The organism is Vibrio sp. R12-SG2-ISO1, from assembly GCF_059834045.1.
The window spans coordinates 723,679-748,402 of sequence record NZ_JCBDGO010000008.1 but is presented as its reverse complement, the minus strand read 5'-3'; the positions used below and the strand labels follow the sequence as shown (position 1 = coordinate 748,402).

The 24,724-nt window shown below is 50.0% G+C and carries 23 protein-coding genes; 17 read left to right on the top strand and 6 right to left on the bottom strand.

Going from position 1 to position 24,724, the window contains the following annotated elements; genetic code table 11:
• Positions 1-25 precede the first annotated feature (25 nt).
• Entirely contained in the window at positions 26-1,252 is a 1,227-nt protein-coding gene (locus AC6R10_RS08785) for an FAD-dependent 2-octaprenylphenol hydroxylase (protein ID WP_500672004.1), read from the top strand.
• A gap of 43 nt (positions 1,253-1,295) precedes the next feature.
• Here AC6R10_RS08785 and AC6R10_RS08780 read toward each other — a convergent pair whose 3' ends face one another.
• The 4 genes from AC6R10_RS08780 to ygfZ form a co-directional block, all read right to left on the bottom strand.
• The gene (locus AC6R10_RS08780; RefSeq protein ID WP_500625857.1) at positions 1,296-2,504 is read right to left on the bottom strand and encodes an IS256 family transposase; all 1,209 of its coding nucleotides are present in this window, start codon (positions 2,502-2,504) and stop codon (positions 1,296-1,298) included.
• A 201-nt stretch (positions 2,505-2,705) separates the two neighbouring features.
• Positions 2,706-2,912, bottom strand: a complete 207-nt coding sequence (locus tag AC6R10_RS08775; RefSeq protein WP_334554167.1) for a DUF1107 domain-containing protein — start codon at positions 2,910-2,912, stop codon at positions 2,706-2,708.
• Positions 2,913-3,510: 598 nt separating this feature from the next.
• Positions 3,511-3,993: an aminoacyl-tRNA deacylase gene (locus tag AC6R10_RS08770; protein ID WP_500627908.1), complete on the bottom strand. Its 483-nt coding sequence runs from the start codon at positions 3,991-3,993 to the stop codon at positions 3,511-3,513.
• Positions 3,980-4,945: a tRNA-modifying protein YgfZ gene (gene ygfZ / locus AC6R10_RS08765; RefSeq protein ID WP_500672003.1), complete on the bottom strand. Its 966-nt coding sequence runs from the start codon at positions 4,943-4,945 to the stop codon at positions 3,980-3,982. Before ygfZ ends, AC6R10_RS08770 begins: the two co-directional genes overlap by 14 nt.
• Positions 4,946-5,125: 180 nt before the next feature.
• Here ygfZ and AC6R10_RS08760 point away from each other — a divergent pair, with 180 nt between their 5' ends.
• A complete protein-coding gene (locus AC6R10_RS08760) occupies positions 5,126-5,386 on the top strand; it encodes an FAD assembly factor SdhE (RefSeq protein WP_334554172.1) in 261 nt (86 codons plus the stop codon).
• Positions 5,334-5,804 carry a protein YgfX gene (locus AC6R10_RS08755; RefSeq protein WP_500672002.1) on the top strand — a complete coding sequence of 157 codons (471 nt, stop codon included), beginning with the start codon at positions 5,334-5,336 and terminating at the stop codon, positions 5,802-5,804. Before AC6R10_RS08760 ends, AC6R10_RS08755 begins: the two co-directional genes overlap by 53 nt.
• Before the next feature lie 2 nt (positions 5,805-5,806).
• Here AC6R10_RS08755 and nadB read toward each other — a convergent pair whose 3' ends face one another.
• Positions 5,807-7,435, bottom strand: a complete 1,629-nt coding sequence (nadB, locus tag AC6R10_RS08750) for an L-aspartate oxidase (RefSeq protein WP_500672001.1) — start codon at positions 7,433-7,435, stop codon at positions 5,807-5,809.
• 361 nt (positions 7,436-7,796) lie between these two features.
• On the opposite strand from nadB, the gene rpoE reads away from it, so the two are divergent.
• From rpoE to acpS, 11 genes are all read left to right on the top strand, one after another.
• Positions 7,797-8,378 carry an RNA polymerase sigma factor RpoE gene (gene rpoE, locus AC6R10_RS08745; RefSeq protein ID WP_500672000.1) on the top strand — a complete coding sequence of 194 codons (582 nt, stop codon included), beginning with the start codon at positions 7,797-7,799 and terminating at the stop codon, positions 8,376-8,378.
• Between the two features lie 52 nt (positions 8,379-8,430).
• Positions 8,431-9,060: an RseA family anti-sigma factor gene (locus AC6R10_RS08740; protein ID WP_500671999.1), complete on the top strand. Its 630-nt coding sequence runs from the start codon at positions 8,431-8,433 to the stop codon at positions 9,058-9,060.
• The gene (rseB, locus tag AC6R10_RS08735) at positions 9,057-10,019 is read left to right on the top strand and encodes a sigma-E factor regulatory protein RseB (RefSeq protein WP_487901380.1); all 963 of its coding nucleotides are present in this window, start codon (positions 9,057-9,059) and stop codon (positions 10,017-10,019) included. The genes AC6R10_RS08740 and rseB overlap by 4 nt, the downstream gene beginning before the upstream one ends.
• Positions 10,016-10,486 (top strand): SoxR reducing system RseC family protein, encoded by a 471-nt coding sequence (locus AC6R10_RS08730; protein WP_500671998.1) that lies wholly within the window; start codon positions 10,016-10,018, stop codon positions 10,484-10,486. The genes rseB and AC6R10_RS08730 overlap by 4 nt, the downstream gene beginning before the upstream one ends.
• Before the next feature lie 167 nt (positions 10,487-10,653).
• Positions 10,654-12,447: a translation elongation factor 4 gene (gene lepA / locus AC6R10_RS08725; protein ID WP_500671997.1), complete on the top strand. Its 1,794-nt coding sequence runs from the start codon at positions 10,654-10,656 to the stop codon at positions 12,445-12,447.
• A 123-nt stretch (positions 12,448-12,570) separates the two neighbouring features.
• Positions 12,571-13,467, top strand: coding sequence for a signal peptidase I (lepB, locus tag AC6R10_RS08720; RefSeq protein ID WP_500627902.1), 897 nt, complete (start codon positions 12,571-12,573; stop codon positions 13,465-13,467).
• A 30-nt stretch (positions 13,468-13,497) separates the two neighbouring features.
• Positions 13,498-14,175, top strand: a complete 678-nt coding sequence (gene rnc, locus AC6R10_RS08715; RefSeq protein ID WP_334554189.1) for a ribonuclease III — start codon at positions 13,498-13,500, stop codon at positions 14,173-14,175.
• Positions 14,168-15,142, top strand: a complete 975-nt coding sequence (gene era, locus AC6R10_RS08710) for a GTPase Era (RefSeq protein WP_334554191.1) — start codon at positions 14,168-14,170, stop codon at positions 15,140-15,142. The genes rnc and era overlap by 8 nt, the downstream gene beginning before the upstream one ends.
• A 91-nt stretch (positions 15,143-15,233) precedes the next feature.
• Positions 15,234-15,956 carry a DNA repair protein RecO gene (gene recO, locus AC6R10_RS08705; RefSeq protein ID WP_500671996.1) on the top strand — a complete coding sequence of 241 codons (723 nt, stop codon included), beginning with the start codon at positions 15,234-15,236 and terminating at the stop codon, positions 15,954-15,956.
• Positions 15,956-16,687, top strand: coding sequence for a pyridoxine 5'-phosphate synthase (gene pdxJ, locus AC6R10_RS08700; RefSeq protein WP_334554195.1), 732 nt, complete (start codon positions 15,956-15,958; stop codon positions 16,685-16,687). The genes recO and pdxJ overlap by 1 nt, the downstream gene beginning before the upstream one ends.
• A 5-nt stretch (positions 16,688-16,692) precedes the next feature.
• Complete coding sequence (acpS, locus tag AC6R10_RS08695; RefSeq protein WP_500626462.1) at positions 16,693-17,076, top strand: holo-ACP synthase; 384 nt, start codon at positions 16,693-16,695, stop codon at positions 17,074-17,076.
• Positions 17,077-17,090: 14 nt separating this feature from the next.
• Here acpS and barA read toward each other — a convergent pair whose 3' ends face one another.
• Entirely contained in the window at positions 17,091-19,883 is a 2,793-nt protein-coding gene (gene barA, locus AC6R10_RS08690) for a two-component sensor histidine kinase BarA (RefSeq protein ID WP_500671995.1), read from the bottom strand.
• 175 nt (positions 19,884-20,058) lie between these two features.
• Here barA and rlmD point away from each other — a divergent pair, with 175 nt between their 5' ends.
• The 3 genes from rlmD to mazG all read left to right on the top strand — a co-directional run bounded on the left by rlmD (position 20,059) and on the right by mazG (position 24,543).
• Positions 20,059-21,378 carry a 23S rRNA (uracil(1939)-C(5))-methyltransferase RlmD gene (rlmD, locus tag AC6R10_RS08685; protein WP_500671994.1) on the top strand — a complete coding sequence of 440 codons (1,320 nt, stop codon included), beginning with the start codon at positions 20,059-20,061 and terminating at the stop codon, positions 21,376-21,378.
• Between the two features lie 49 nt (positions 21,379-21,427).
• Positions 21,428-23,647, top strand: coding sequence for a GTP diphosphokinase (relA, locus tag AC6R10_RS08680; protein ID WP_334554203.1), 2,220 nt, complete (start codon positions 21,428-21,430; stop codon positions 23,645-23,647).
• A gap of 101 nt (positions 23,648-23,748) precedes the next feature.
• A complete protein-coding gene (mazG, locus tag AC6R10_RS08675) occupies positions 23,749-24,543 on the top strand; it encodes a nucleoside triphosphate pyrophosphohydrolase (RefSeq protein ID WP_500671993.1) in 795 nt (264 codons plus the stop codon).
• The last annotated feature ends 181 nt before the right edge of the window (positions 24,544-24,724 follow it).

Below are 24,724 nucleotides of genomic sequence, written 5' to 3'. Positions count from 1 at the left end.
CATCGTAGAAAAGAAAGGACAGTTCATGCAAAGTGTTGATATTGCTATCGTTGGTGGCGGAATGGTTGGTCTAGCGTTGGCCGCAGCGCTCAAAGAGACCGATTTGCGGATTGCCGTGATTGAAAGTCAGCAACCCGAGCCTGAGCTAGGAGCATTGCCGGACGTGCGCGTCTCTGCGCTCAGTCGTTCCAGTGAACTTCTATTGCGCAATATTGGCGCTTGGGATGGCATTATTTCAAGACGTGCAGCGCCTTATCAAGCGATGGAAGTGTGGGAGCAAGACAGCTTTGCACGTATCGAGTTTGATGCCACGCAGCTCGCCCAGCCCGATCTCGGCCATATTGTTGAAAACCGAGTCATACAGCTCGCGTTGCTTGAGAAAGTGACGCAGCAAGCCAATGTATCAATGTTTATGCCGGCCAAGTGTCAAACCCTTGCGGTCGGTGAAAGCGAAGCGTGGTTGACGTTGGATGATGGTCAAGCATTGACGGCCAAGCTGGTGGTTGGCGCAGATGGCGCGAACTCTTGGGTTCGACAGCAGCAAGATATTCCATTGACCAATTGGGATTATGGCCATAGTGCGGTGGTGGCGAATGTCGTCACAGAAGATGAGCATCAAAGAGTCGCTCGGCAGATTTTTACTGCGCAAGGGCCGCTTGCGTTTCTTCCCCTTAATGATAGCAAGATGAGCTCGATTGTCTGGTCCACCGATCCGAACCGAGCTCAGCGCTTAGTTGAGATGAGTGACAGCGAGTTCAACAAGCAGTTGATGGTTGAGTTTGACGGGCGGCTAGGGCTATGTGAAGTGCAAGGTGAACGCTTTGCTTTTCCTCTTAAAATGCGTTACGCACGAGACTTTGTTGCTGAGCGTATCGCCTTAGTGGGCGATGCCGCGCACACCATTCATCCATTGGCCGGTCAAGGCGTGAACTTGGGCTTGCTGGATGCAGCTAGCCTAGCGCAAGAGATCGTCGAGATTTGGCAGCGCGGTGAAGATATTGGCCGCAAGCGCAATTTGCGCGCCTATGAACGCTGGCGGAAAGCGGAAGCGGCGAAAATGATTGCCGCCATGCAAGGATTTAAAGATCTGTTTTCCGGCGACAACCCTGCGAAGAAACTGGTGCGAGGGATTGGTATGTCTTTGTTGGGGCAACTACCGGGCGCAAAAGATGAAGTGATGAAGCGCGCCCTTGGGCTTAAAGGCAATCTCCCTGAGTTGGCCAAACGGGCTCGAACACTCCAACCCGATTAAGCTCACTCCGACCCTGTAAATAATTCTGTGTAACTGTCGGGGGTTACATGTATTCAGTGAGTCGGTCTTCGAACATAATCATAAAGCGGTTTAGAGCTTGTCGCCAGTTTCTAATCGGCATCGTCCACTTCTTGGAAGCATCTCGGATAGCCAGGTAGATCACCTTTCTAGCTGATTCATCCGTTGGGAAGAGCTTGCGCTTCTTGATCGCTTTTCTAATAACGCTGTTGAGGGATTCAATGGCGTTAGTCGTGTAAATGGCTCGGCGAATATCCTCTGGGTAGTTAAACAGGGTGTTGAGGTTGTCCCAATGCGCCGTCCAAGAGCGACTGATTTGAGGATACTTACTATCCCATCGTTCAGAGAACTGCTCTAAAGCGAGCAGTGCCTCATCTTCTGTGGCTGATTGGTAGATTTTCTTCAGGTCAGCCGTCACCGCTTTGTAGTCTTTCCAAGGGACGTATTTGACCGAGTTTCGCACCATGTGGACGATACAGAGCTGTATTTGCGTCTCTGGGAACGCAGTATTGATGGCGTCAGGAAAACCTTTTAGTCCGTCAACGCAAGCGATAAGGATGTCTTTTACCCCACGGTTTTGAAGCTCTGTCAGCACGTTAAGCCAGAACTTGGCGCCTTCCGTTTCAGAGAGCCACATGCCGAGCAGTTCTTTCTGGCCTTCCATGTTGACGCCTAACGCAAGATAGACCGCTTTGTTGATGACTTGCTTGTCTTGACGCACCTTAACCACGATGCAATCGAGATAGACGATAGGGTAAATTTCGTCGAGAGGTCGCGACTGCCATTCAATCACTTGCTCGAGTACCGAGTCGGTCACCTTTGATATCAGCGTTGGTGAGACGTCTGCATCATACATTTCCTTGAACGTTGCGACGATTTCACGTGTGGTCATGCCTTTCGCATATAGGCTTAATATCTTGTCGTCCATGGATTGGAATCGAGTTTGGTGCTTGCGGACGAGTTGAGGTTCAAAGCTAGCTTCACGATCGCGAGGGACGTCGATATCGACTTCTCCATCATCGGTGATGATTGATTTACCCGAGTAGCCATTGCGGGAGTTGGAGCTAGTTCTAGGTTGGTGTTTTTGATACCCAAGGTGCTCATCGAGTTCAGCGTTTAACGCCGTTTCAACGGTCACCTTGGTTAACATTTTTCGGAAGTCATCAAGATCAGATTCAGTCTTAATTGACTTTGCTGCTTCACGAGCAAAAGCTTCGAGTGCTTTCTTATCCATATTGTCCATCCTTAGCCTTTAAGGCTTAAGTCTAGACAGTTACACAGAATTCAGGACACTCTCCTCACTCCGTGTGTTTATCAAGCGTCCATAGCCGCGAAAACCATAGCCGGGAAAATAATAAAGGGTTGGCCACTAGCCAACCCTTTTACTTTATCTCTTTGAGTGTTCCACCCGCGCTCATTGGCGGTATGGTAACGCTCAAGCGTACGCGCAACGGAGCTTCATAATTTCTTGATTCACTTCCTTCACCGCTTTGAAGTGTTTGCTTTCTGCTTTTGCGGGTAGGATGAGCTTGCCATTATCAAACTCAAAACCTCCGACTCCGTAGATGTAGATTCTTCCCTTAAATAGCCGACTCACGTGTTTAGCAATCATACTTGGTGTATAGCGCTTAAACAGTCTCATACGTTGTTCCTTTTCTTTAGCAAGCACTGCGAATCATACTAAATTCCCCAATTAGAATGTGTGATTGTTATGGGGGAATATGCAGTTAAAGTCTTTCTATTTGGATATTTGTGTTGCTGTAGGCAAATTTACGGATAAATATCCAAATTGGTGTGATTGTTACCTCATTTATGTTCTGTCGATTCTGTTCGGTTTGGGGTTTCTCAACGCCGGAAATTAAGCCAGAGCAATATGACAGAAATAAGAATAGCCCAAACTAATAGGAAAGTGTTAGAAAATTGTTAATTGCCAGAAAAAATGCCCGCACAAGGCGGGCGAATAGTCACAGATGCATTACACAAAAAGTGGATGTCCTGAAACAATCAGTGGATTCACTTTTTTGTTGGAGAAGGATTACACTACGCGCTTTACACTAGGTGAATAAAATCGCAGTGCCAAGCAATACATCTTAATTCGCTCGATTCTTAAACCAACGCGAGCAGGATACTGCATTTTATTTCTTGTGACTATATATGCTTTAAAAATGAATAAAAATTTTTAATTAGTGATTGCTAATTGCGATCTTTATCACAAAATCTCTGAAAGTGAGAGCTGTGTATCATGTATGAATGATATCTGATACCAAGGGTTGGCAAAGCTTAAGCAGGTCGTCGCACTGAAGAGCGATACCTGCAAGGGGAGAACCACTACTAATGGTGACAATGGGTTCATTAAGAATGTGAGCATCGAACAGTATCGGCATTTCCTGAGCGAGCAGTAAAGGTACGACAGCTCCGATAGGGTAGCCGGTGATAGTGGGGACTTCGTCTATCGGAACGCAAGTCATGCGGCGCCAATTGAGCTGCGCTCTCACTTTTTTCGGGTCAACGCGGCAGTGCCCAGGGGCGCACGCCAAGGCGTAGCGATCGCTCATATCACGCAGCAAAATAGACTTAACCATTTGGGCTGGGCGCACGCCACGTTGCCGTGCTGCCTCGTCAATTGTGATCGCTTCGCTCTCGTGAGGCAGCAAGCGATAAGACACCTGCTGCTGCTCTAGAAACTGCGTGACTTGAGTGCGGATATGCTTACGCCTCGTCAAGTGAGTATGGCAACGGTGCAAACGTCAGACGAGAGTGCTCAAGGTGCTTGAAACGAAAGGGCGTCTCTGCCTCTAGGTTATTTGGCAGCACCGCTAACGCGAGACACACGCCATCGGTGTATTGGTAGCTCGCCAATACATGGCCCGCACTGCGCCAGTTGTCACCGACCGCACGTTCAAGTTCCGCGTTTTCTTCCAGCGCTACATCGCACTGGCCTTTTAAAATAAACAGGGCTCGCTTGTTGATGCCACGGTATTTCGCTCTTGCTACGGTTTCTTGTCCGGTGTAGCAGCCTTTTGTGAAGCTAATCCCGCCGAGAGCTTGAAGGTTCAGCGCTTGAGGAATGTGCTCATTTTGCTGCGCTTGAGTAAGGCTAGGGCTGGCCGATTGAATGTCGTACAGGCGCCACAGTGACTCATCGCTCTTTTGCCCTTCAAAGGTATCGACGATTTGAAATGCCGTCTCTTCATTGGTGATCACAACCCAGCGCTGCTGGCCGATACGTACCGCGCTACCTTCGTGTAGCAAACGCACATCACCGCGCTCTTGAGTCAAAGCATCAATAAATGCATCGGCGGCACTGCCCATCACGCCCAGGAGTGTTAGCGAACTTTCACTGAACTCCACTTTGGAAAAAATGGCGTATTTTTTTAACTCGGCGATCTCTTTCTCAACTAAAGCCTTAGGCTGAAACATCCCATAGCCTTGTTGGTGATGAAAGAGATGAAACGCACTCCATACCTTACCTTTCGCATCGCAATGGGCGCCGAGGCGAACTTCATCTTGCGCCAGAGTCACGACGTCACAGGTCAACTGCCCTTGCAGGTAAGACTTACTGTCTTGGCCGGTTGCCTGAATCAGCGCCCAAGACTCCAGTGGCGCTATGGCAAGCGAAGGAAGAGCGTCTTGCGAAGAGAGTGGGAGTGGCGAAAATGTCGTGTTCCAGTCCATAGTTGACTACCTAATGAGTAATGAAGGTGACTTAATTTGGCTATCATAATGCCCCTCTGCGCCCTGAAACAACCTTTGTCTTCAACAGCAAGCGTTCGGACTGTGACTGAGTTAGTAGTTGCAAAGTGCTTTGCTTGTTACACTCGGCGAAAACAACCGACAAGGTGAGGAATAAATAGAATGTACACCGCGGAAGAGAAAGCGCGTATCAAATGGGGATGTCGCCGAGGAATGTTGGAGCTGGATGTGGTCATCATGCCGTTTTTCGAAGAGTGCTTTGATAGCCTGCAAGAAAACGAACAGCGCGATTTTGTGTCACTGTTGGAGTGTGATGATCCGGACTTGTTCACCTGGATAATGGGGCACGGTCGCAGTGAAAACCTAGGTCATGCAGCAATGGTGGACAAAATTGTCGCCCACAACCTCAGTAAGGTACGTTAACTCCCCTTCATCCATGAGCGTTTGCGCTCATCCTTCTTTTATGGCCGCTCAAGTCAATGTCATTGTATCGATGTTGACTTGCTGCCTGCTCATCACAAGCGCCTTACCTTTAGTCGTAACGCCTATTGTGTTGTTGTCTCTGTTTCTATGGGCCAACTCAGGCGGGATGCTCCATGATTCTCTAAAGGGGGCTATCACATTTGATGCTGATTTTTGCTATCACTACCAAGGTCGACAGTTTGGGATTAAAGCAGTCTCCACCGCTTTGTCTGCGTGGGCGCTATGTTTGACGCGTAGTGACGGTAAGCGTGTGTTGTTGTGGCGAGACAGTCTGCCCGATGGGCAATATCGGCATTTGCTGGTGGCGTTGCGTCAAACTAAGTTGCAGCAAACAAAAAGGGAGCAGCGCGCTCCCTAATGTTAATTTTTGATCGACTGACGTTTATCGGGCACGAGAATGGTCGGGCCGCTGTCTTTGGCCAGTTCAGGGTAATCGAGGGTGTAATGCAAGCCGCGACTCTCTTTACGTTGCATGGCACAGCGCACCATTAACTCAGCCACTTGGAGTAGATTTCGCAATTCCAACAGGTTATTCGAGACTTTAAAGTTGCTGTAGTACTCGTGTGTCTCTTGCTGAAGCAGTTGGATACGGCGCATGGCGCGCTCTAAGCGTTTGTCGGTACGGACAATGCCCATGTAATCCCACATGAACAGGCGCAGTTCATGCCAGTTATGTTGGATCACCACCTCTTCGTCAGAGCAGCTGACTTGGCTTTCATCCCAAGCCGGTAAGTTCGAGGCCAGTGTCGCCGATGGCAGTTTCTCAATGATGTCTTGTGAGGCAGACCACGCATACACCACGCACTCGAGCAGAGAGTTCGAGGCCATGCGGTTGGCACCATGCAAGCCGGTGTAACTCACTTCACCGATCGCATAAAGCTGCGCCAAATCGGTTTGACCGTTGAAGTCGACCATCACGCCACCACAAGTGTAGTGAGCAGCCGGAACGACAGGAATCGGCTCTTTGGTCATATCAATACCAAGATCGAGCAAACGCATATTGATGGTTGGGAAATGCTTCTCGATAAAGTCTGCCGGTTTGTGGCTAATGTCGAGATACATGCAATCGGCACCTAGGCGTTTCATCTCGAAGTCGATAGCGCGAGCAACCACATCTCGAGGGGCCAGCTCTTCTCGCTCATCGAAATCGGGCATAAAGCGAGAACCATCGGGGCGGCGCAAGTACGCACCTTCACCACGCAGTGCTTCAGTGAGCAAGAAGTTTCGCGCCTCTGGATGATAGAGACAGGTTGGGTGGAATTGGTTGAACTCTAAGTTCGCCACTCGGCAGCCTGCACGCCACGCCATTGCGATACCGTCACCGGATGAGACGTCAGGGTTTGAGGTGTATTGGTAGACTTTGGAGGCGCCGCCGGTGGCTAACACCACAAACTTTGCGCGCACGGTTTCGACGTGTTCTTGGTTACGGTTCCAAATATAGGCGCCGATGACTTTGTCTTTATCACCGCCTATTTTATCTTCTGTGATGAGGTCGAGCGCGTTATGGCGTTCGAGCACCGTGATGTTTGGGTGGTTGTGAGCGTTGTCTTGCAGCGACGTTTGCATCGCCATGCCCGTCGCATCGGCAGCGTGCAAAATACGTCTGTGGCTGTGGCCGCCTTCTCGCGTGAGATGGTAGCGAGGCGATTCGCCATTGCCGTCGTCATCTTCTTTGTCGAACGGTACACCACCATCAATCAACCACTGTACGCATTTTTTTGCATTTTCGGCGATAAATTTGACGCTTTCCTCTTCGCACAATCCTGCACCAGCGATGAGGGTGTCTTGGACATGGGATTCAATACTGTCTGATTCGTCGAAAACGGCGGCAATGCCTCCTTGTGCATAGTAAGTCGCGCCTTCGCTACGCGGTCCTTTGCTCAATACAATGACTTTGCCATGCTCCGCCACTCTAAGCGCCAATGAAAGACCCGCAGCGCCGCTGCCCACCACTAACACATCACATTGATGTTCACGGTTTGTGTTCATAAAACTGTTACGTTCCCGAGTTAATTTGTACCCGACAAAATCCATCCGCCACGGTCAGCTGTCGCGTACGGGTAGCCATGAATTGCAATAAAAGCTTGCTCTGGCTTGCTATCATAGCACCGCCAGTGGTGCAATTCTTCGTAAATTACATTGCTTTTCCCCTTGGCACTGCGCACAATCAAATCGTCTTCGTGGCAAGGGCATCACTTCTCAAAAAATAGTGAAATTTGTTTTGAACTTTATTTTTATTACTAGGTCACAATAGTGCTCAAGTAAGCAGTGGTGTCAATACTACATTTTGCATAATTAATGCTCATATCTGAGAGGATAAGAGTCGATAACAATAGGAGTACCCGCTCGAATGAACGAGCAGCTGACCGATCAAGTATTAATTGAGCGAGTTCAGAATGGAGATAAGCAAGCGTTCAACCTGTTGGTGATTCGCTATCAAAACAAAGTCTGTAATCTTATCTCCCGCTACATCAATAACCCAGGGGATGTCCCGGATGTAGCACAAGAAGCATTTATTAAGGCGTATCGAGCCATCCCAAGTTTTCGAGGCGAGAGCGCGTTTTACACTTGGTTGTATCGAATAGCCGTTAATACTGCGAAAAACCATATTGTTGCCCAAGGTCGCAGACCACCCGCGCAAGATGTGGATACTGAAGAAGCTGAATATTACGAAAACGGTAGTGCACTGAAAGAAATATCGAACCCTGAGAATTTAACGTTGTCCAATGAATTGAAACACGTTGTTTTCAGTGCGATTGAAGCACTGCCTGATGATTTAAAAACCGCGATGACGTTGCGTGAGCTCGACGGCTTGAGCTATGAAGAGATTGCTGGGGTTATGGATTGCCCAGTAGGAACCGTACGTTCGAGAATATTCCGTGCTCGAGAGGCGGTGGAGAAGAAAATCCAACCGCTAATGCAACGTCAATGATAGGTAAATGACAACCCTAATGCCTGATAGATAGGATTAATGGTGAATGATAATGGCTGACAAAGAGAAACTTTCAGCGCTCATGGATGGAGAGTTGGTGGACAAAGGTCTGATTGCAGAGCTCGAGCAAGATGCGTCCAGCCAACAAGCTTGGAAGCATTACCATCTCATTGGTGATGTCATGCGTGGCGATGCGCCGCAAAAGCCTGAATGGAATATCGCAGACAGTGTCGCTTTGGCTTTGGAGTCTGAGCCTACGCATTCGATTCTGCAAGATACGTCAGTGCGAGAGATCAAAGAGACCGAGGTAGAGTCGCAGCCGACGCCTGCTCAAGCCCGTCGTCAGTTGCCTGCATGGCTCAATCAGTTTGGCCAAGTCGCGGTCGCGGCTTGCGTATCGCTGGCCGTTATTTTAGGCGTTCAGCAATACGGCGGGTCTGATGCCGCCGCGCCAGAATCAGACCAGTTACCTGTTTTGCAAACCATTCCGTTTGCGGGCAGTGCAGAGCCGGTCAGCTTGACGCGTTCGTCGGTTGAGCCGCAATCCAGTACGGCGAGTCAAGTCGATGTGCAAGAGCAACGCCGTCGCATTAACGCTATGCTGCAAGATTATGAACTTCAGCTGCGTCTGAACAGTAAAACAGAGCAGATGAATGACCACCCAGAAATGGTAGTTGAATGAGAAAAATCCTGATCAGTGCGCTGGCACTGTTCAGTTTGAATACACCAATCGCCTTTGCAGCCGATGACGCTGCGAAGGCGTTGTTGGATCAAATGAACGATGCCAGCCAGCACCTCAATTACGAGCTTTCTTACATCCTGATCAAGAAAAACAGTATTGAGCCTTTGCTGTACCGTCACGCGCGAGCGGACGACCAACAACTTGCCCACCTTGTCTATCTCAGTGGGCCTATCCGTGAAGTGATTCGCCGTGGCAATGAAGTCAGCTACATTGAGCCTGGTGTCGAACCGTTTACGATTGAGTCGGGTGAAATTGTCGCCCCCACCATCCCTTTGCTTAATGCCGATGTTGACGAATTAAGCCAGTACTACGATTTCGTCCAAGTGGGCCGAGCTCGCGAGGCCGGTACGGCGTGCCAAGTGCTGCGTGTTGTACCCAAAGACGGATTGCGTTACTCCTACGTGCTGTGGGTCGATGAGAAAACGCATTTGCCTCTAAGAGCGGATCTGGTGGATCGTGATGGCGAAGTGTTAGAGCAATATCGCACCATTTCCTATAGCGTCAACGACCATATCGGCACGATTTTAAGTGGTTTGAATGAGGTAAAATTGCCAGAGGTTCTCTCACTGCCCAAAGGCAGTTTAGACAATCCTAATTGGCATGCAGACTGGATTCCAAACGGCTTTGAGCCCAAAGAGCTCAACCGTTATCGTATGGCGAACACTGAGCGCATGGTGGAGAGTCAAATGTACAGCGACGGTCTGTTCAGCTTCTCGATTTATGTCTCCGACAGTGACAACTTGTCACTAAAAGGGCAGCTTGTTCGTCAAGGACGAAGAACGTTGCACAGTTTTGTCAGTGGTTCAGCGGAAATCTCTGTGATTGGTGATATTCCTCCTGCGACGGCGAAACGCATCGCTCAGTCCGTCACGATTGATGCTTCAAGGCACAACCAATGATGACGGCACTGGCGACCGTCTCCTCGGTCAAGGCGCACCATGGCGGATTTCACGTCGAGCTGAGCTGTGAGCAGCAGACCAGTTGCAACAGTTGCTCGTCGCAAAAAAGCTGCGGCACGGGGATTGTGTCGAAAGCGGTTGGCAATAAATCACTCTACTGGCACTTAGAGACCAAACAAGCGGTACGTGAAGGGCAGGTGGTGGAAATTGGCCTGCCTGAGAAACGCGTGTTGCAGTCGGCCGCGCTGGTCTATCTGCTACCATTGTTTGGTTTGATCTTGGGGGCTTGGCTTGGCTCCGCTCTCATCGCGCCTTGGTTTGGCCTTGGCGAGGGCGTCGTCATTTTGTGCTCCGCACTGGCAACGGCAGCGGGTATCCTCTTTGCCAAGACGTTCGCCTCTCATCTTGAGCGACAATCGTCGCGACAAGTCACTTTGATACGGATTCTCGGTGAGCCAATTAGCTAGTGCGTAGCGCTTAGAAATTGGGTAGAATCTGCCAACTTGTTTGAAATGCCGTCAGATGACGGCTTTCTCATACCAATCTGGATAACTCTCTGAACTGAACTGCTCGGCAGAGGGTTATTTCGATTGGTATTTCGTCCCTATTTGAAAGAGTTTAGTCACACCAAATCATGAAGCACATTCGTAACTTTTCGATCATTGCCCATATCGACCACGGTAAGTCGACCCTATCAGACCGTTTAATCCAAGTTTGTGGTGGTTTAAGCGACCGTGAAATGGCCGCTCAGGTTCTCGACTCAATGGATCTGGAGCGTGAGCGTGGTATCACCATCAAATCGCAGAGTGTGACACTGAACTACACCGCTAAAGACGGTGAAACTTATCAGCTCAACTTTATCGACACTCCAGGGCACGTTGACTTTGCCTACGAGGTGTCGCGCTCTTTGGCTGCTTGTGAAGGTGCGCTGTTGGTGGTAGATGCCGGTCAAGGCGTTGAAGCACAAACCCTAGCGAACTGCTACACCGCGATCGAAATGGATCTGGAAGTTGTGCCTATTCTGAACAAGATTGACTTGCCTGCCGCTGATCCTGAGCGCGTTGCCGAAGAGATCGAAGAGATCGTCGGGATTGATGCGATGGAGGCCACTCGCTGCTCAGCGAAGACGGGTCTAGGTGTGGACGATGTGCTGGAAAACATCGTTGCTGCGATTCCAGCGCCAGAAGGCGATCCCGATGCACCTCTGCAAGCGTTGATCATCGACTCTTGGTTTGACAACTACTTAGGTGTCGTCTCTTTGGTGCGCATCAAGAACGGTCAATTGAAAAAGAACGACAAGATCAAAGTGATGAGCACAGGTCAAACTTGGGGGGTGGATCGTTTAGGTATTTTCACTCCAAAACAAGTCGATACCGACATTCTTCGCACTGGCGAAGTCGGTTGGGTTGTGTGTGGTATCAAAGACATCTTGGGCGCGCCTGTTGGTGATACGCTGACGTTGGCGAAAAACGGCAGCGAAAAACCACTACCGGGCTTTAAGAAAGTCAAACCTCAGGTGTATGCGGGTCTCTTCCCTGTCTCCTCAGACGATTACGAAAACTTCCGTGACGCGCTAGGTAAACTGAGTTTGAACGATGCCTCTTTGTTCTACGAGCCAGAAAACTCGGCGGCACTGGGCTTTGGCTTCCGTTGTGGTTTCCTTGGCATGCTGCACATGGAGATCATTCAAGAGCGTCTAGAGCGTGAATACGATCTTGATCTTATCACCACTGCGCCAACCGTAGTGTACGAAGTGGAAAAGACCGACGACACGCTGATCTATGTGGATAGCCCAGCAAAACTGCCGGCGATCAACGATATCGAAGAGATTCGTGAGCCAATTGCACGTTGTAATATTTTGGTGCCTTCTGATTACTTAGGTAACGTGATTACCTTGTGTGTTGAAAAGCGCGGCGTTCAAGTGGATATGGTGTACCACGGCAACCAGGTAGCGGTGACTTACGATATCCCGATGGCAGAGGTGGTGCTTGATTTCTTCGACCGCTTGAAGTCTACCTCACGTGGTTACGCTTCTCTGGATTACAACTTCCAACGCTTTGAAGCGTCTAACATGGTACGCGTGGATGTACTGCTCAACGGTGATAAAGTCGACGCGCTGGCGCTAATCACGCACAAAGATCAATCGCAAACTCGCGGCCGCCAGCTGGTGGAAAAAATGAAAGAGTTCATTCCACGTCAGATGTTTGATATTGCGATTCAAGCGGCGATCGGTAATCACATTATTGCTCGCTCTACGGTGAAGCAGCTGCGTAAAAACGTTATCGCTAAGTGTTACGGTGGTGACGTGAGTCGTAAGAAGAAACTACTGAAGAAGCAAAAAGAGGGTAAGAAGCGTATGAAGCAGATCGGTAACGTCGAGCTGCCACAAGAAGCGTTCCTTGCTATTCTGCACGTAGGCAAAGATTAAGTTTGCCCACCGGTAAAGATTGAGCGCGCTAGTGGGTCGGCGATGTTGACTTGCTTTGGCGCCAACGTTTTGAGTGAAAGGGGTTACCCTTTCACTTTCGTATTTTTGAGATAAGGGAAGTCAATGGCGAACACATTTTCACTCATCCTAGTCATCGTCACTTTGGTGACAGGTATTGTTTGGCTACTGGAGAAGCTGGTTTTTGCTAAGCAGCGTCAACGCCAAGTGATGGATATCGAAGCGCAAACCACAGGTTTGGATGACGCGACGTTAGCCAAAGTGAAAAAGCAGCCTTGGTGGATCGAAAACAGTGTTTCCATCTTCCCAGTGATTGCGATTGTGTTGGTGCTGCGTTCGTTCATTTATGAGCCGTTTCAGATTCCATCAGGCTCCATGATGCCAACGCTATTAGTCGGCGACTTTATCCTGGTTGAGAAATACGCTTATGGACTCAAAGATCCCGTTTGGCGTACACAACTGGTGGAAACAGGCAAACCGGAGCGCGGTGATACGGTCGTCTTTAAGTATCCACCACAACCGAGCATCGATTACATCAAACGTGTGGTCGGCCTTCCGGGTGATACCGTGCGTTACAGCAGCAAAAAAGAGATCTGCATTCAGCCACAAGGTGAGAGCACTTGCCGCCAAGTGGGATTATCGAATGTGGTAGAGAGTCCGTTTATTCAAGACGGCGTACCACTTATCCAACTGAATGAAGAGTTGGGTGAAGTGGAGCATCAAATTTTGGTTAACCCTCTTCGTCGTGATCGCGTGTCGGCGTATCAGCCACGCAGTGGTGTGAACGAGTGGGTCGTACCGCAAGGGCACTATTTTGTCATGGGTGATAACCGTGACAACAGTGCTGACAGCCGCTACTGGGGCTTTGTTCCAGAGGCCAACCTCGTTGGCAAGGCCGTTGCAATTTGGATCAGTTTTGAGTTTGATCGTGATGCAGACAGTGTCTTACCGACTTGGATTCCAACTGGTGTGCGTTTTAACCGCATTGGTGGCATTAACTAGCTTGTTTAAAGCACAAACTATCGAGAGAGCATGAATTCTCCAATCACTAATCTAGAAAACAGACTCGGCTATCCGTTCAACGATGCCGAGTTACTCCAACTTGCGTTGACACACCGCAGCGCAAATGGAAAACACAATGAGCGTCTTGAGTTTCTGGGCGATTCAATTTTAAGTTTTGTCATTGCTGACGATCTTTATCACCGCTTCCCTAAAGTGAACGAAGGGGACATGAGCCGTATGCGTGCGACCTTAGTGCGTGGCAATACGCTGGCGGAACTGGGTCGAGAATTCGAACTCGGAGATCACTTAAAATTAGGTCCAGGTGAGTTAAAAAGTGGCGGTTTCCGTCGTGATTCCATTCTTGCCGATGCTGTAGAGGCGATCATTGGGGCGATATACTTGGATAGCGATATTGAAGTAGTCCGTAGGATTATACTCAGCTGGTACCAGAGTCGTTTGGATGCCATTAAGCCGGGGGTATCGCAAAAAGATCCCAAGACGCGTTTGCAAGAATTTCTGCAAGGGCGAAGAAAACCGCTTCCTGTCTATACAGTGACTACTATTAAAGGTGAAGCACACAACCAGCAATTTACGGTTTCGTGTGAAGTGGCAGGCATCGGAGATCCTGTCATTGGCAAAGGCACCAGCCGCCGCAAGGCAGAACAAGCGGCTGCGGAATTAGCGCTAGAGCAACTTAACAATGACTGACTCAACTGACAACAACGAATTTGATATCGATGCGTTCTTTTCATCAAGTGGTGAAACCGCGTCGCCAGAGAACCAACACTGTGGTTTTATTGCCATTGTTGGCCGACCGAATGTTGGCAAATCGACACTACTGAATCGCATTCTAGGTCAAAAAATTTCGATAACTTCACGTAAACCTCAGACCACGCGCCACCGTATTATGGGGGTGGACACAGAAGGGGATTACCAAGCGATTTATGTCGATACCCCAGGGCTACACATTGAAGAGAAACGCGCCATCAACCGTTTGATGAATCGCGCGGCCAACTCTTCATTGAGTGATGTCAATCTGGTGTTTTTCCTCGTTGATGGCACCCACTGGACCAAAGACGATGAGATGGTGCTCACCAAGTTGCAGAAGTCGAACTTCCCTGTTGTGCTTTGTGTCAACAAAGTCGACAACGTTCAAGATCGCAACGAAGTGATGCTGCACATGATGGATCTGTCGAAGAAGATGGAATTCGTCGATGTGGTACCGATTTCGGCCAAACACGGTAAAAACATTGATGTGCTGCGTAAGCATGTCCGTGAACACTTACCTAAAGCGGCCCATCACTTCCCTGAAGAGTATGTGACTGACCGCTCTCAGCGCTTTATGGCGTCTGAAATTGTGCGTGAAAAGTTGATGCGCTTTACTGGCGAAGAGTTACCTTATTCGGTGACGGTGGAAATCGAGCGTTTCGATTACAATCCAGACACCGACGGTTTCCACATCAACGCACTGATCTTGGTGGAACGCAGTGGCCAGAAGAAAATGGTCATCGGCAAAGGCGGCGAGAAAATCAAGACGATTGGTCGCGAAGCGCGCCTCGATATGGAAGAACTGTTTGGCCGTAAGGTCTACTTAGAAACGTGGGTCAAAGTGAAATCGGGTTGGGCGGATGACGAGCGCGCACTACGCTCTCTCGGTTACATCGACGATCTTTAACCGTTGGCTCTCTTAGCGCCTCGCTAAGAGAGCATTCTCCTCACTGGGTTGACGAAGGATCGTAACCTCGTGTCTGTTGTGATCAAAGGCTATGTCATCAGAAGGTTTACAACGCTGCTTTGTACTTCATCGCCGACCCTATAGTGAATCGAGCCTGATTCTTGACGTCTTCAGTGAAGAGTATGGCCGCATCACCTTGATGGCAAAAGGTGCACGCAGCAAACGTTCTAACCTCAAAGGGGCGCTGCAACCCTTCACACCACTGCTATTGAAATGGTCAGGCAAAGGTTCAATGAAAACACTGCGCCAAGCCGAGCCGATCAGTTTAGGTCTCCCTCTCTTTGGTATTAATCTCTATTCTGCTATGTACGTCAATGAGTTGATTGGCCGAGTGTTAATGGCCGAAGTGGCGATGCCCGCCCTGTTTCATGACTACCTGCATGCGTTGACGGAGTTGGCGCAAAGCGAGAATCCAGAGCCTGCTTTGCGCCGCTTTGAGTTGGCGCTGCTGTCGGCGATGGGGTATGGCGTGGATTTTTTACACTGTGCGGGCAGTGGCGAGCCAGTCTCACCGGAGATGACCTATCGCTATCGCGAGCAGAAAGGATTCATTGCCTCAGTGAGAAACGACAACCTGACGTTTTTAGGCAATGAACTGATCGCGATCAGCGAGCGTCGCTTCACCACAAAAGAACAACTCAAAGCGGCAAAACGCTTTACACGACTGGCCTTAAAGCCGTATCTTGGCGGCAAACCTTTAAAAAGCAGGGAACTTTTCATCGCAAGGGTTCCCAGAGCACGGAGTATGGAATAATGAGCTCAATCTACCTTGGCGTGAACATCGATCACATCGCAACTCTACGTAACGCACGCGGGACAAAATACCCAGACCCTGTCCATGCCGCAGAAGTGGCTGAGCGCGCCGGTGCAGATGGGATCACCATCCACCTACGCGAAGATCGCCGTCACATCAACGATCGTGATGTTCGTATCTTACGTGAAACGATTCAAACGCGAATGAATCTGGAAATGGCCGTTACCGATGAAATGGTCGAGATTGCGCTGCAAACCCAGCCAGAGTATGTCTGCTTGGTGCCAGAGAAACGCGAAGAGCTGACCACAGAAGGTGGTCTGGATGTGGTGGGGCAACTTGAGAAAATCAAAGCGGCGACCCAAAAACTCACCGATGCCGGCATTAAAGTCTCTCTGTTCATTGATGCCGATCGCCAGCAAATCGACGCCGCAAAAGCGTGTGGCGCACCGTACATTGAACTGCACACCGGCCACTATGCCGATGCAACCAATGATGCAGACCAACAAGACGAATTGAAAAAGATCGCCGCAGGCGCCAGCTATGCCGCCGATCTCGGCATTACCGTGAATGCCGGGCATGGCCTCACCTATCACAATGTGGCACCGATTGCGGCCATTCCAGAAATGTACGAGTTGAACATTGGTCACTCAATTATCGGCCGCGCGGCCTTTGATGGTTTGGCAAAAGCCGTGGCTGACATGAAGGCCATTATGGTTGAAGCTAGAAAGTAGTCACTATGGCGATCGTAGGATTAGGCACAGACATTGCGGAAATCGAGCGAGTGGAAAAAGCCCTCGCTCGCAGTGGTGATGCGTTTGCCCAGCGAATCTTAACGCCGCCTGAGCTCGATACGTTTCATGCCATTAAACAGAAGGCGCGTTTTCTCGCCAAACGCTTCGCTGCGAAAGAAGCCGCGTCAAAAGCATTGGGAACGGGAATCGCGCTCGGCGTGACCTTTCAAGACTTTACCATCAGCAATGACGAACTCGGTGCGCCCGTCCTGACGCTGGCGAATAAAGCTTTAGCATTGGCGAATCAAAAACAGGTGGCGCATGTCCACCTGTCGATCTCTGATGAGCGCCACTATGCGATGGCGACGGTAATTTACGAATCGGCCTGATGTCAGGCCGAGACCTAATTAAGTGCTAGGTAGTGGGCCGACATCTCGGTCACTTTTTCCATCTCATCTTGCAACTCAAACAGCTCCGGCTCCACCTCTTCAATACTCGCGTCTGAGCGCAGCGCTTTCTCTAATGTCGCGCAAATCAACTTAAGACGTGGCACACCGCAATATGAACTGCTGCCATGCAGTTTGTGGACATGATGAATCAGATTCGCTCGAGCTTCTTCATTCCCATCCCCCGTGAGCGCCTGTTCAACAACCGAATTGACCTCGGGGATGTAGTCGACCAGCATTTGCAGCATCTCTTTGGCGAGCGAGGCTTTGTTGGCAGATTGCTTCAGCGCGGCGGGCCAGTCAATGACGATTTGGCTATCACTCGCGGACGGTGTGCTCGGCACGTCCGGTGTTGTGTGGACTGAAAGATCGAGCTTTTCCAACTCTTGCACAGTGGCATTGGGGTTCCAGTGCATCAACACCTGCTGCAATACATGCTCTTCTATTGGTTTGGTGAGGTAGTCATCCATGCCGGCTTTAAGTAGGCGGTCGCGCTCGCCTAGCATGGCATGAGCGGTGACAGCGATCACCGGAGTCTGCTCATTGAGCGGCAGTTTTTTGATCGCTTTGGAGGCGGTAACCCCATCCATTTTCGGCATTTGAATGTCCATAAGGATCATATCGAAATGCTGATGTTCCGCCTGTGCGACGGCGTCTTCACCATTGCTACAGGTGATCACTCGCTCAACGCGCTCTTTGAGCAGAGCGGTGATGAGTTTCAAGTTCGCGGGGTTATCATCCACCGCCATCACCGTCAGTGGTAATTTATCGGTGCTGACAGGCGTGTTGGGCTCCAATATAGGCAGCGCCTCTTGGTTGGCGGCTAACGTCTGTAGAAGCTTACGGCGTGACAATGGTTTGGTGATGCAGTGAACTTGATACTTTTGAATCAAGTGATCAGACAAAGCGAGGGCGGTACTTGGCATGCCGAGGACAACGTGCGGCGCGTAGGCCATGGCGCGTTCCACCAAGCTTTCCACTTCGCTAACGGTGTTATCTTGGCTCGGAGCCAGATTAAGCAGCACGTAATCATAGTTGGCGGCTTCTTCAGGCATCGACGAGCGGTAAGTGACCGACAACCCTTCGCGAGTCAACATGTTTTGTACGATCGAGGCCGCTTGCATATTAGGTTCAATTAGTAGCAACTGGCGCTGCGCTAGGGTTTGCGCTTCGATGAGATCGCTCACCGGCATATCGGTGACATGCAATCTCAGGGTAAACCAGAAGGTAGAACCTTGGTGCAAGCGACTGGTTAGGCTGATTTCACCGCCCATTTGACTGACGAGTTTCTGCGTGATGACTAGCCCAAGCCCGGTGCCACCATAGCGGCGCGAGATGCTGGCGTCTGCTTGACTAAAGGCTTGGAAAAGCTGCGCTTGTTGACGCTCTGAAATACCGATACCCGTGTCGCGCACCATAAATTGCAACTCAACCACGTCATCGCGCTGTGAGCGAAGTTCGACGCTGATATCGATGTTGCCACGCTCAGTAAACTTGATGGAGTTGCCCACCAGGTTGGTCAACACTTGTTGGATGCGCAGCGGATCGCCAGCGAGACCCGCCGGAATTTTCGGATCCACTTTGAGCGTCAACTCTAGCCCTTTCTCATGGGCGCTGGTGGCTTGCAGGCTAACCACCTCTTCCAGCGACTCTTGGAACTCAAAAGGAATATTCTCTAGCGCCAGCTTACCCGCTTCAAGTTTCGAGAAATCAAGAATGTCATTGATGATGTTGAGCAAGTTGTTAGCGGAACGCTCGATGGTCTGCAAGTAATCGGTTTGGCTGTTGGTGAGTTTGGTTTTCAACATCTGGCGAGTAAAACCTATCACACCATTTAGCGGCGTTCTTAGCTCGTGTGACATGTTTGCCAGAAACTCGGATTTCACTCGCGCTGCTTCTTGCGCGCGTTTTTTCGCAATATCGAGCTCGACGTTTTGGATCTCAAGCTGCTCAAGGGTTTCGCGCAGATCGGAAGTGGCTTGGTCGATGCTGTGCTGCATTTCCACGTGGTATTCCGACAGCGAGACCGCCATTGCGTTGATGCCGTTTTTCAACGAGTCGAGCTCGCCGTGCATTTTGCCTTCGATACGTACATCCAAATGCCCGCGACGAATGCGATCCACCATGTTTTTCATGTGAGAGATCGGACGGGTCACGTCGTACATCAAGCGGTAGGCGAAGACGGCGGATAGGCCGAGTCCGACGAGCAACACTAACGCAGCGGCAAAAATTTCTTGATACTGCTGCAAGCGCAGCGAAGAGAGATCGAGCTCAATCGAGACATAGCCGAGTGCTGGTGTGGTGCTTTGCCCTTCGAGTGTCGCGGTTAAGCCCGCTTCAGAGATAACGGGTGCGCGAAGAATTAAGGTGTTGTCGCGCAAATCAGAGGTGAGTAGCAGCGGGATGGGCTCTTGTTTTGGAAAGGTCAGCGACTCGAAGTTTGGGTGAAAGTTCGAGGTCACGAACAGATCGTGCTTGTAATCAAACACGGCAATACTGCGGACAAATTTCGAGTTCTTACGATGCGCAAAGCTGATGATACGCCTGACAGCTTCGCGGCTGTTGTTGCGAAGCCCATCTTCACTGGCAATTGCTAAAGGCTCAACGATATTTAAACCTGAATTGATGACCTGAGTTTCCAAATCGTGATAGCGATTAAAGGAAAAGAAGGCGGTCAGCAGAAGCCCGATGATCAAGGTGGGGGCGAGAGTAAGAGAAATAACGCGGGCGCGTAAGCCATATCTGGTCATTATTGTCTAAACATCGTGGTGTGGATATGGGAAAATAACTTCCATAAATAGAAGCCGCCGAAGGTTTAAGCATAATCAACTCGGTCGGCTCACACAATGATTCTGCTGTAAAAGCGGGAATCGACACTGTAATTAGAGCAAATACAGTCTGTTGACTGCGAAATAGGCACGGCACATGGCGCGTTTCTTCCAACCTAAAAAGAAAACTCAACTCAATACTAAGCATCAATCTGTTCTGGTCGAGAAACTCGATCACCACGGTGCGGGCATGGCATACCAAAATAAAAAGCCGATTTTTATTGAAGGCGCTCTGCCTAAAGAAGAGGTATTGATTCAACTGACGGAAAGCAAAGCCAAGTACGCGCGTGCCAAATTGATCAAAGTTCTCACGCCTAGCCCAGAGCGTATTGCGCCATTTTGCCCGCATTATGACATGTGTGGCGGCTGTAACATGCAGCACCTCTCTAGCGCCGATCAACAAGCGCATAAATCGCGCACCTTGGCGCAGTTGATGCGCAAATTCAGCGGACAGGATGCAGCGCTCTCAGCCCTGATTTCTGGCGATGAGCAAGGCTATCGGCGCCGCGCGCGCATCAGTATCAAGTGGGATAAAAAGCAGCGTCAGTTACAGTTCGGTTTTCGTAAAAAACAGAGCCAAGAGATCATCACACTGACCGATTGCCCAGTATTAGCGCCAGAGCTGAGCGCGTTAATGGCACCGCTGTATGGCTTGTTGTCGGAGTTCAGTCAGCCAGAGCACCTTGGCCATGTGGAATTGGTGAAGGGAGACAACGTTAATATCTTGGTGGTGAGACATCTCAAGCCGCTGACCGAGAATGAAGAAGCGGCGTTGATCGCCTTTGCGACCACTCACCACATCACGCTTTACTTGATGCCGGAAAGTCATCAGTTGACGTTGGTGAGGGGCGAGGCTGGGGTCTACCAAGAAGCAGGCGTGACTATTGCGTTTGAACCAAATAACTTTATTCAGGTCAATCAGAAGGTCAACGCGCAAATGGTCCAACAGGCGATGGCGTGGCTAACGTTGAGCGACAGCGATCGTGTGTTGGATCTGTTTTGCGGTCTAGGCAACTTTAGCTTGCCAATCGCTAAGCATGTAGCGCATGTGGTTGGTGTTGAAGGTGTGGAGGCGATGGTTGAGAAAGCGGCGAACAATGCGGCGCTCAATCAACTCTCCAATGTCGAGTTTTTCCAAGCGAATTTGGAGCTGCCCATCGCAAATAACGCCTGGGCGGGTGAAAAGTTCGATAAAGTGTTGCTCGACCCAGCACGAGCGGGCGCGAGCGGCATCGTAGAACAACTTTCTGCCTTGGGTGCGACTCGTGTCGTTTATGTTTCTTGCAATCCTGCTACCCTAGCAAGGGATTCGCAAAGCCTTCTCGAGCAGGGCTACCAATTAGAAAAACTCGCGATGTTGGATATGTTCCCCCATACCAGCCATTTAGAATCAATGGCGTTATTTGTTAAGGATTAGACCCGCCCGCTGGGCGAGGTTAAAAAAATAAAAAACTAGGACGATAGAGATGGTTGCGGTAAGAAGCGCACACTTAAATCAAGACGAACAGTTTGAGCTAGAAAAATGGATTGCGAGCCTTAATCAGGACGCAAAAATTGCCCAGCGCTTAAAAGAAGTGTACCGCCAGTGCGAAAAGGTACTTGAGGGTAATGAACAAGGCCCACTGCTGTTATGGCGTGGCCGTGAAATGATCGAAATTTTAATCACGCTGTCGATGGACAAAGCTACCTTAGTGGCGGCGTTGCTGTTTCCGCTCGTCTCGGCTGGCGCCTACGCGCGTGATGCCTTTGAAGAAGACTTTGGCAAAGAAACCATCAAACTGATTGATGGCGTAGAAGAGATGGCGGCACTTGGCCAGCTCAACATTACCATGGAAGGCAGCGCTGCATCGGCGCAGGTGGACAATGTCCGCCGAATGCTACTGGCGATGGTTGATGACTTTCGCTGCGTAATCATTAAGTTAGCTGAGCGAATTTGCAACCTCATTGAAGTAAAGAAAGCGCCCGATGAAGTGCGCCGTGCTGCAGCGAAAGAGTGTGCGAATATCTACGCACCACTGGCCAACCGTTTGGGTATCGGTCAGTTGAAGTGGGAAATTGAAGACTACGCCTTTCGTTACCAGCAACCGGAAACCTACAAACAGATTGCAAAGCAGCTCTCTGAGCGACGCATTGTCCGTGAGCAGTACATCAAAGATTTTGTCGATGATCTCTCCGATGAAATGAAAGAGGCGGGCATCAACGCCGAAGTGAGCGGGCGTCCCAAGCACATCTACAGCATCTGGCGCAAAATGCAGAAGAAAAATTTGGCGTTCGATGAGCTGTTTGACGTGCGCGCAGTGCGCATCATCGCCGACAAACTGCAAGACTGTTACGCCGCGCTGGGGATGGTGCACACCAAATACAAACACCTGCCCAGTGAGTTTGATGACTACGTTGCAAACCCAAAACCAAATGGCTACCAATCCATTCACACCGTGATCCTCGGCCCGGAAGGCAAAACCATCGAGATTCAGATCCGCACCAAGCAGATGCACGAAGATTCTGAACTTGGGGTGGCCGCGCACTGGAAGTACAAAGAGGGCGGCGCTGGTCGCAGTGGGTACGATGAGAAAATTACCTGGCTACGCAAACTGCTTGATTGGCAAGAGGAGATGTCCGACTCGGGTGAGATGTTGGATGAAGTGCGCAGCCAAGTGTTTGATGACCGCGTCTATGCCTTTACTCCGCGTGGCGATGTCGTCGACTTACCGATGGGCGCGACTCCACTCGATTTTGCTTACCACATTCACTCGGAAGTGGGGCATCGCTGTATTGGTGCCAAAGTAGCGGGCCGTATCGTGCCTTTTACCCATAAATTGTCGATGGGCGATCAAGTTGAGATCATTACTGCTAAAGAGCCCAATCCATCGCGCGACTGGTTAAATCCGTCGATGGGGTTTGTGACCTCAGGGCGAGCACGCGCGAAGATCAATGCTTGGTTCCGCAAGCAATCTCGTGAGAAAAACCTCGAGGCGGGGCGCGAGATTCTCGAGGTGGAACTGGCGAAAATTGGTGCGACGTTAAAAGATGCCGAGCGTTATTCGCTGAAGCGCTTTAACGTCAACTCGACCGATGAACTGTTTGTTGGGGTGGGCAGCGGTGATTTGCGGATTAACCAAATCATCAATCATATCAATGCGTTGGTGAATAAGCCCACCGCAGAAGAAGAAGACAAGCAAGCCCTAGAAAAGCTCCAAGAAGCAGAGCACAAAGCGCCGGCTCAGAGCCGCCCTAAGAAGGATGCGGTTGTGGTCGAAGGGGTCGACAACTTGATGACCCACCTCGCTCGATGCTGTCAGCCAATCCCGGGCGATGAAATCTGCGGTTATATCACCCAAGGCCGTGGCATTTCAGTGCATCGCGCCGATTGTGAGCAGCTTGATGAGTTAAGGCACCATGCGCCAGAACGTATTATTGATACCGTTTGGGGCAGCGGCTTTGTGGGCTCCTACATTCTCACTGTCCGTGTTGAGGCGATGGAGCGCGGTGGGCTGTTAAAAGACATCACTACGCTGTTTGCCAATGAGAAAATCAAAGTGACCAGCATGAAGAGTCGCGTCGACTACCGTAAACAGTTATCGATCATGGATTTTGATCTTGAAGTGAACAACATCGAGGTGTTATCACGGGTGATCAAACGTGTGGAACAGATCCGAGACGTGATGAGCGTTAAACGTTTGGGCTAAGCGGAATCGGTAGCAATTATTGACAATGCGCGTCAAGCGCGACTAACAGTTAGAAGGTGAGTGGTTATGCTGCTCACCTTTTCATTTTGTGAGGGAGAGGCATGAGTCATCCAATTGAACAATTAGAGCAAATTATGGCCAAGCTGCGTGATCCAGAACACGGCTGTCCATGGGATTTAAAGCAGTCTTTCGACACCATAGTGCCGCACACCATTGAAGAAACCTATGAAGTGGTGGATGCGATTCACAACCGCGATTGGACCAATCTAAAAGAAGAGCTTGGCGATCTGTTGTTCCAGGTGATTTTCTACAGTCAACTGGCTAAAGAGCAGCAATTGTTTGATTTTTCTGAGGTGGTCGACACAGTGAATGAAAAACTCACGCGCCGTCACCCGCATGTCTTTGGCCAAGCGGAGTTTGCCAGCGACGAGGAAATTAACGCCAATTGGGAGGCGGAAAAAGCCAAAGAGAAAGCGCAACTAGGCAAAAATGAACAAAGTATCCTAGACTCAATACCAGCTTCTCTACCGGCGCTTTCTCGTGCTACAAAAATTCAGAAAAAGTGCGCCAAAGTGGGCTTTGATTGGGACACTTTAGGACCCGTGGTGGATAAAGTGCGCGAGGAGGTCGATGAAGTCGTCTCGGAAGCGGTTCAAGTCTCGGTGCAAGATGACAAGGTCGAGATGGAGCTCGGTGATTTGCTGTTTGCGGTGGTGAATCTTGCTCGTCACCTAGGTCATGACCCTGAAGCGGCATTGAGCAAGGCGAATCTTAAGTTTGTGCGTCGCTTTAAAGGCTTAGAATCACGTGTTGCAGCGCAGAATAAGACGCTAGAACAGTTACCCTTAGAGGCGCTTGATGCACTGTGGGATGAAGCAAAAGCAGCGGAAAAATAGACTCGCTCAGAGTAATCACGCGAATTCGTCTGAGTACAGTCAGCCGTCGCGTGAATTTGATTTGAAGCAAAAAAGAAAAAATGACACTGTGATAGATTTCACGTTGTGGCGGTTAGGGTCTTCTGGTATATTTTCGTCCCGTCCAGAAGAATTCCATTTCCCTCATTCAACCAATTTCAGG

Bases quoted from the DNA above. Each gene is read 5' to 3' on its own strand.
- AC6R10_RS08785 (WP_500672004.1), top strand. From the start codon at position 26: ATGCAAAGTGTTGATATTGCTATCGTTGGTGGCGGAATGGTTGGTCTA.
- AC6R10_RS08780 (WP_500625857.1), bottom strand. From the start codon at position 2,504: ATGGATAAGAAAGCACTCGAAGCTTTTGCTCGTGAAGCAGCAAAGTCA.
- AC6R10_RS08775 (WP_334554167.1), bottom strand. From the start codon at position 2,912: ATGAGACTGTTTAAGCGCTATACACCAAGTATGATTGCTAAACACGTG.
- ygfZ (WP_500672003.1), bottom strand. From the start codon at position 4,945: ATGGACTGGAACACGACATTTTCGCCACTCCCACTCTCTTCGCAAGAC.
- AC6R10_RS08760 (WP_334554172.1), top strand. From the start codon at position 5,126: ATGTACACCGCGGAAGAGAAAGCGCGTATCAAATGGGGATGTCGCCGA.
- AC6R10_RS08755 (WP_500672002.1), top strand. From the start codon at position 5,334: ATGCAGCAATGGTGGACAAAATTGTCGCCCACAACCTCAGTAAGGTAC.
- nadB (WP_500672001.1), bottom strand. From the start codon at position 7,435: ATGAACACAAACCGTGAACATCAATGTGATGTGTTAGTGGTGGGCAGC.
- rpoE (WP_500672000.1), top strand. From the start codon at position 7,797: ATGAACGAGCAGCTGACCGATCAAGTATTAATTGAGCGAGTTCAGAAT.
- AC6R10_RS08740 (WP_500671999.1), top strand. From the start codon at position 8,431: ATGGCTGACAAAGAGAAACTTTCAGCGCTCATGGATGGAGAGTTGGTG.
- rseB (WP_487901380.1), top strand. From the start codon at position 9,057: ATGAGAAAAATCCTGATCAGTGCGCTGGCACTGTTCAGTTTGAATACA.
- AC6R10_RS08730 (WP_500671998.1), top strand. From the start codon at position 10,016: ATGATGACGGCACTGGCGACCGTCTCCTCGGTCAAGGCGCACCATGGC.
- lepA (WP_500671997.1), top strand. From the start codon at position 10,654: ATGAAGCACATTCGTAACTTTTCGATCATTGCCCATATCGACCACGGT.
- lepB (WP_500627902.1), top strand. From the start codon at position 12,571: ATGGCGAACACATTTTCACTCATCCTAGTCATCGTCACTTTGGTGACA.
- rnc (WP_334554189.1), top strand. From the start codon at position 13,498: ATGAATTCTCCAATCACTAATCTAGAAAACAGACTCGGCTATCCGTTC.
- era (WP_334554191.1), top strand. From the start codon at position 14,168: ATGACTGACTCAACTGACAACAACGAATTTGATATCGATGCGTTCTTT.
- recO (WP_500671996.1), top strand. From the start codon at position 15,234: ATGTCATCAGAAGGTTTACAACGCTGCTTTGTACTTCATCGCCGACCC.
- pdxJ (WP_334554195.1), top strand. From the start codon at position 15,956: ATGAGCTCAATCTACCTTGGCGTGAACATCGATCACATCGCAACTCTA.
- acpS (WP_500626462.1), top strand. From the start codon at position 16,693: ATGGCGATCGTAGGATTAGGCACAGACATTGCGGAAATCGAGCGAGTG.
- barA (WP_500671995.1), bottom strand. From the start codon at position 19,883: ATGACCAGATATGGCTTACGCGCCCGCGTTATTTCTCTTACTCTCGCC.
- rlmD (WP_500671994.1), top strand. From the start codon at position 20,059: ATGGCGCGTTTCTTCCAACCTAAAAAGAAAACTCAACTCAATACTAAG.
- relA (WP_334554203.1), top strand. From the start codon at position 21,428: ATGGTTGCGGTAAGAAGCGCACACTTAAATCAAGACGAACAGTTTGAG.
- mazG (WP_500671993.1), top strand. From the start codon at position 23,749: ATGAGTCATCCAATTGAACAATTAGAGCAAATTATGGCCAAGCTGCGT.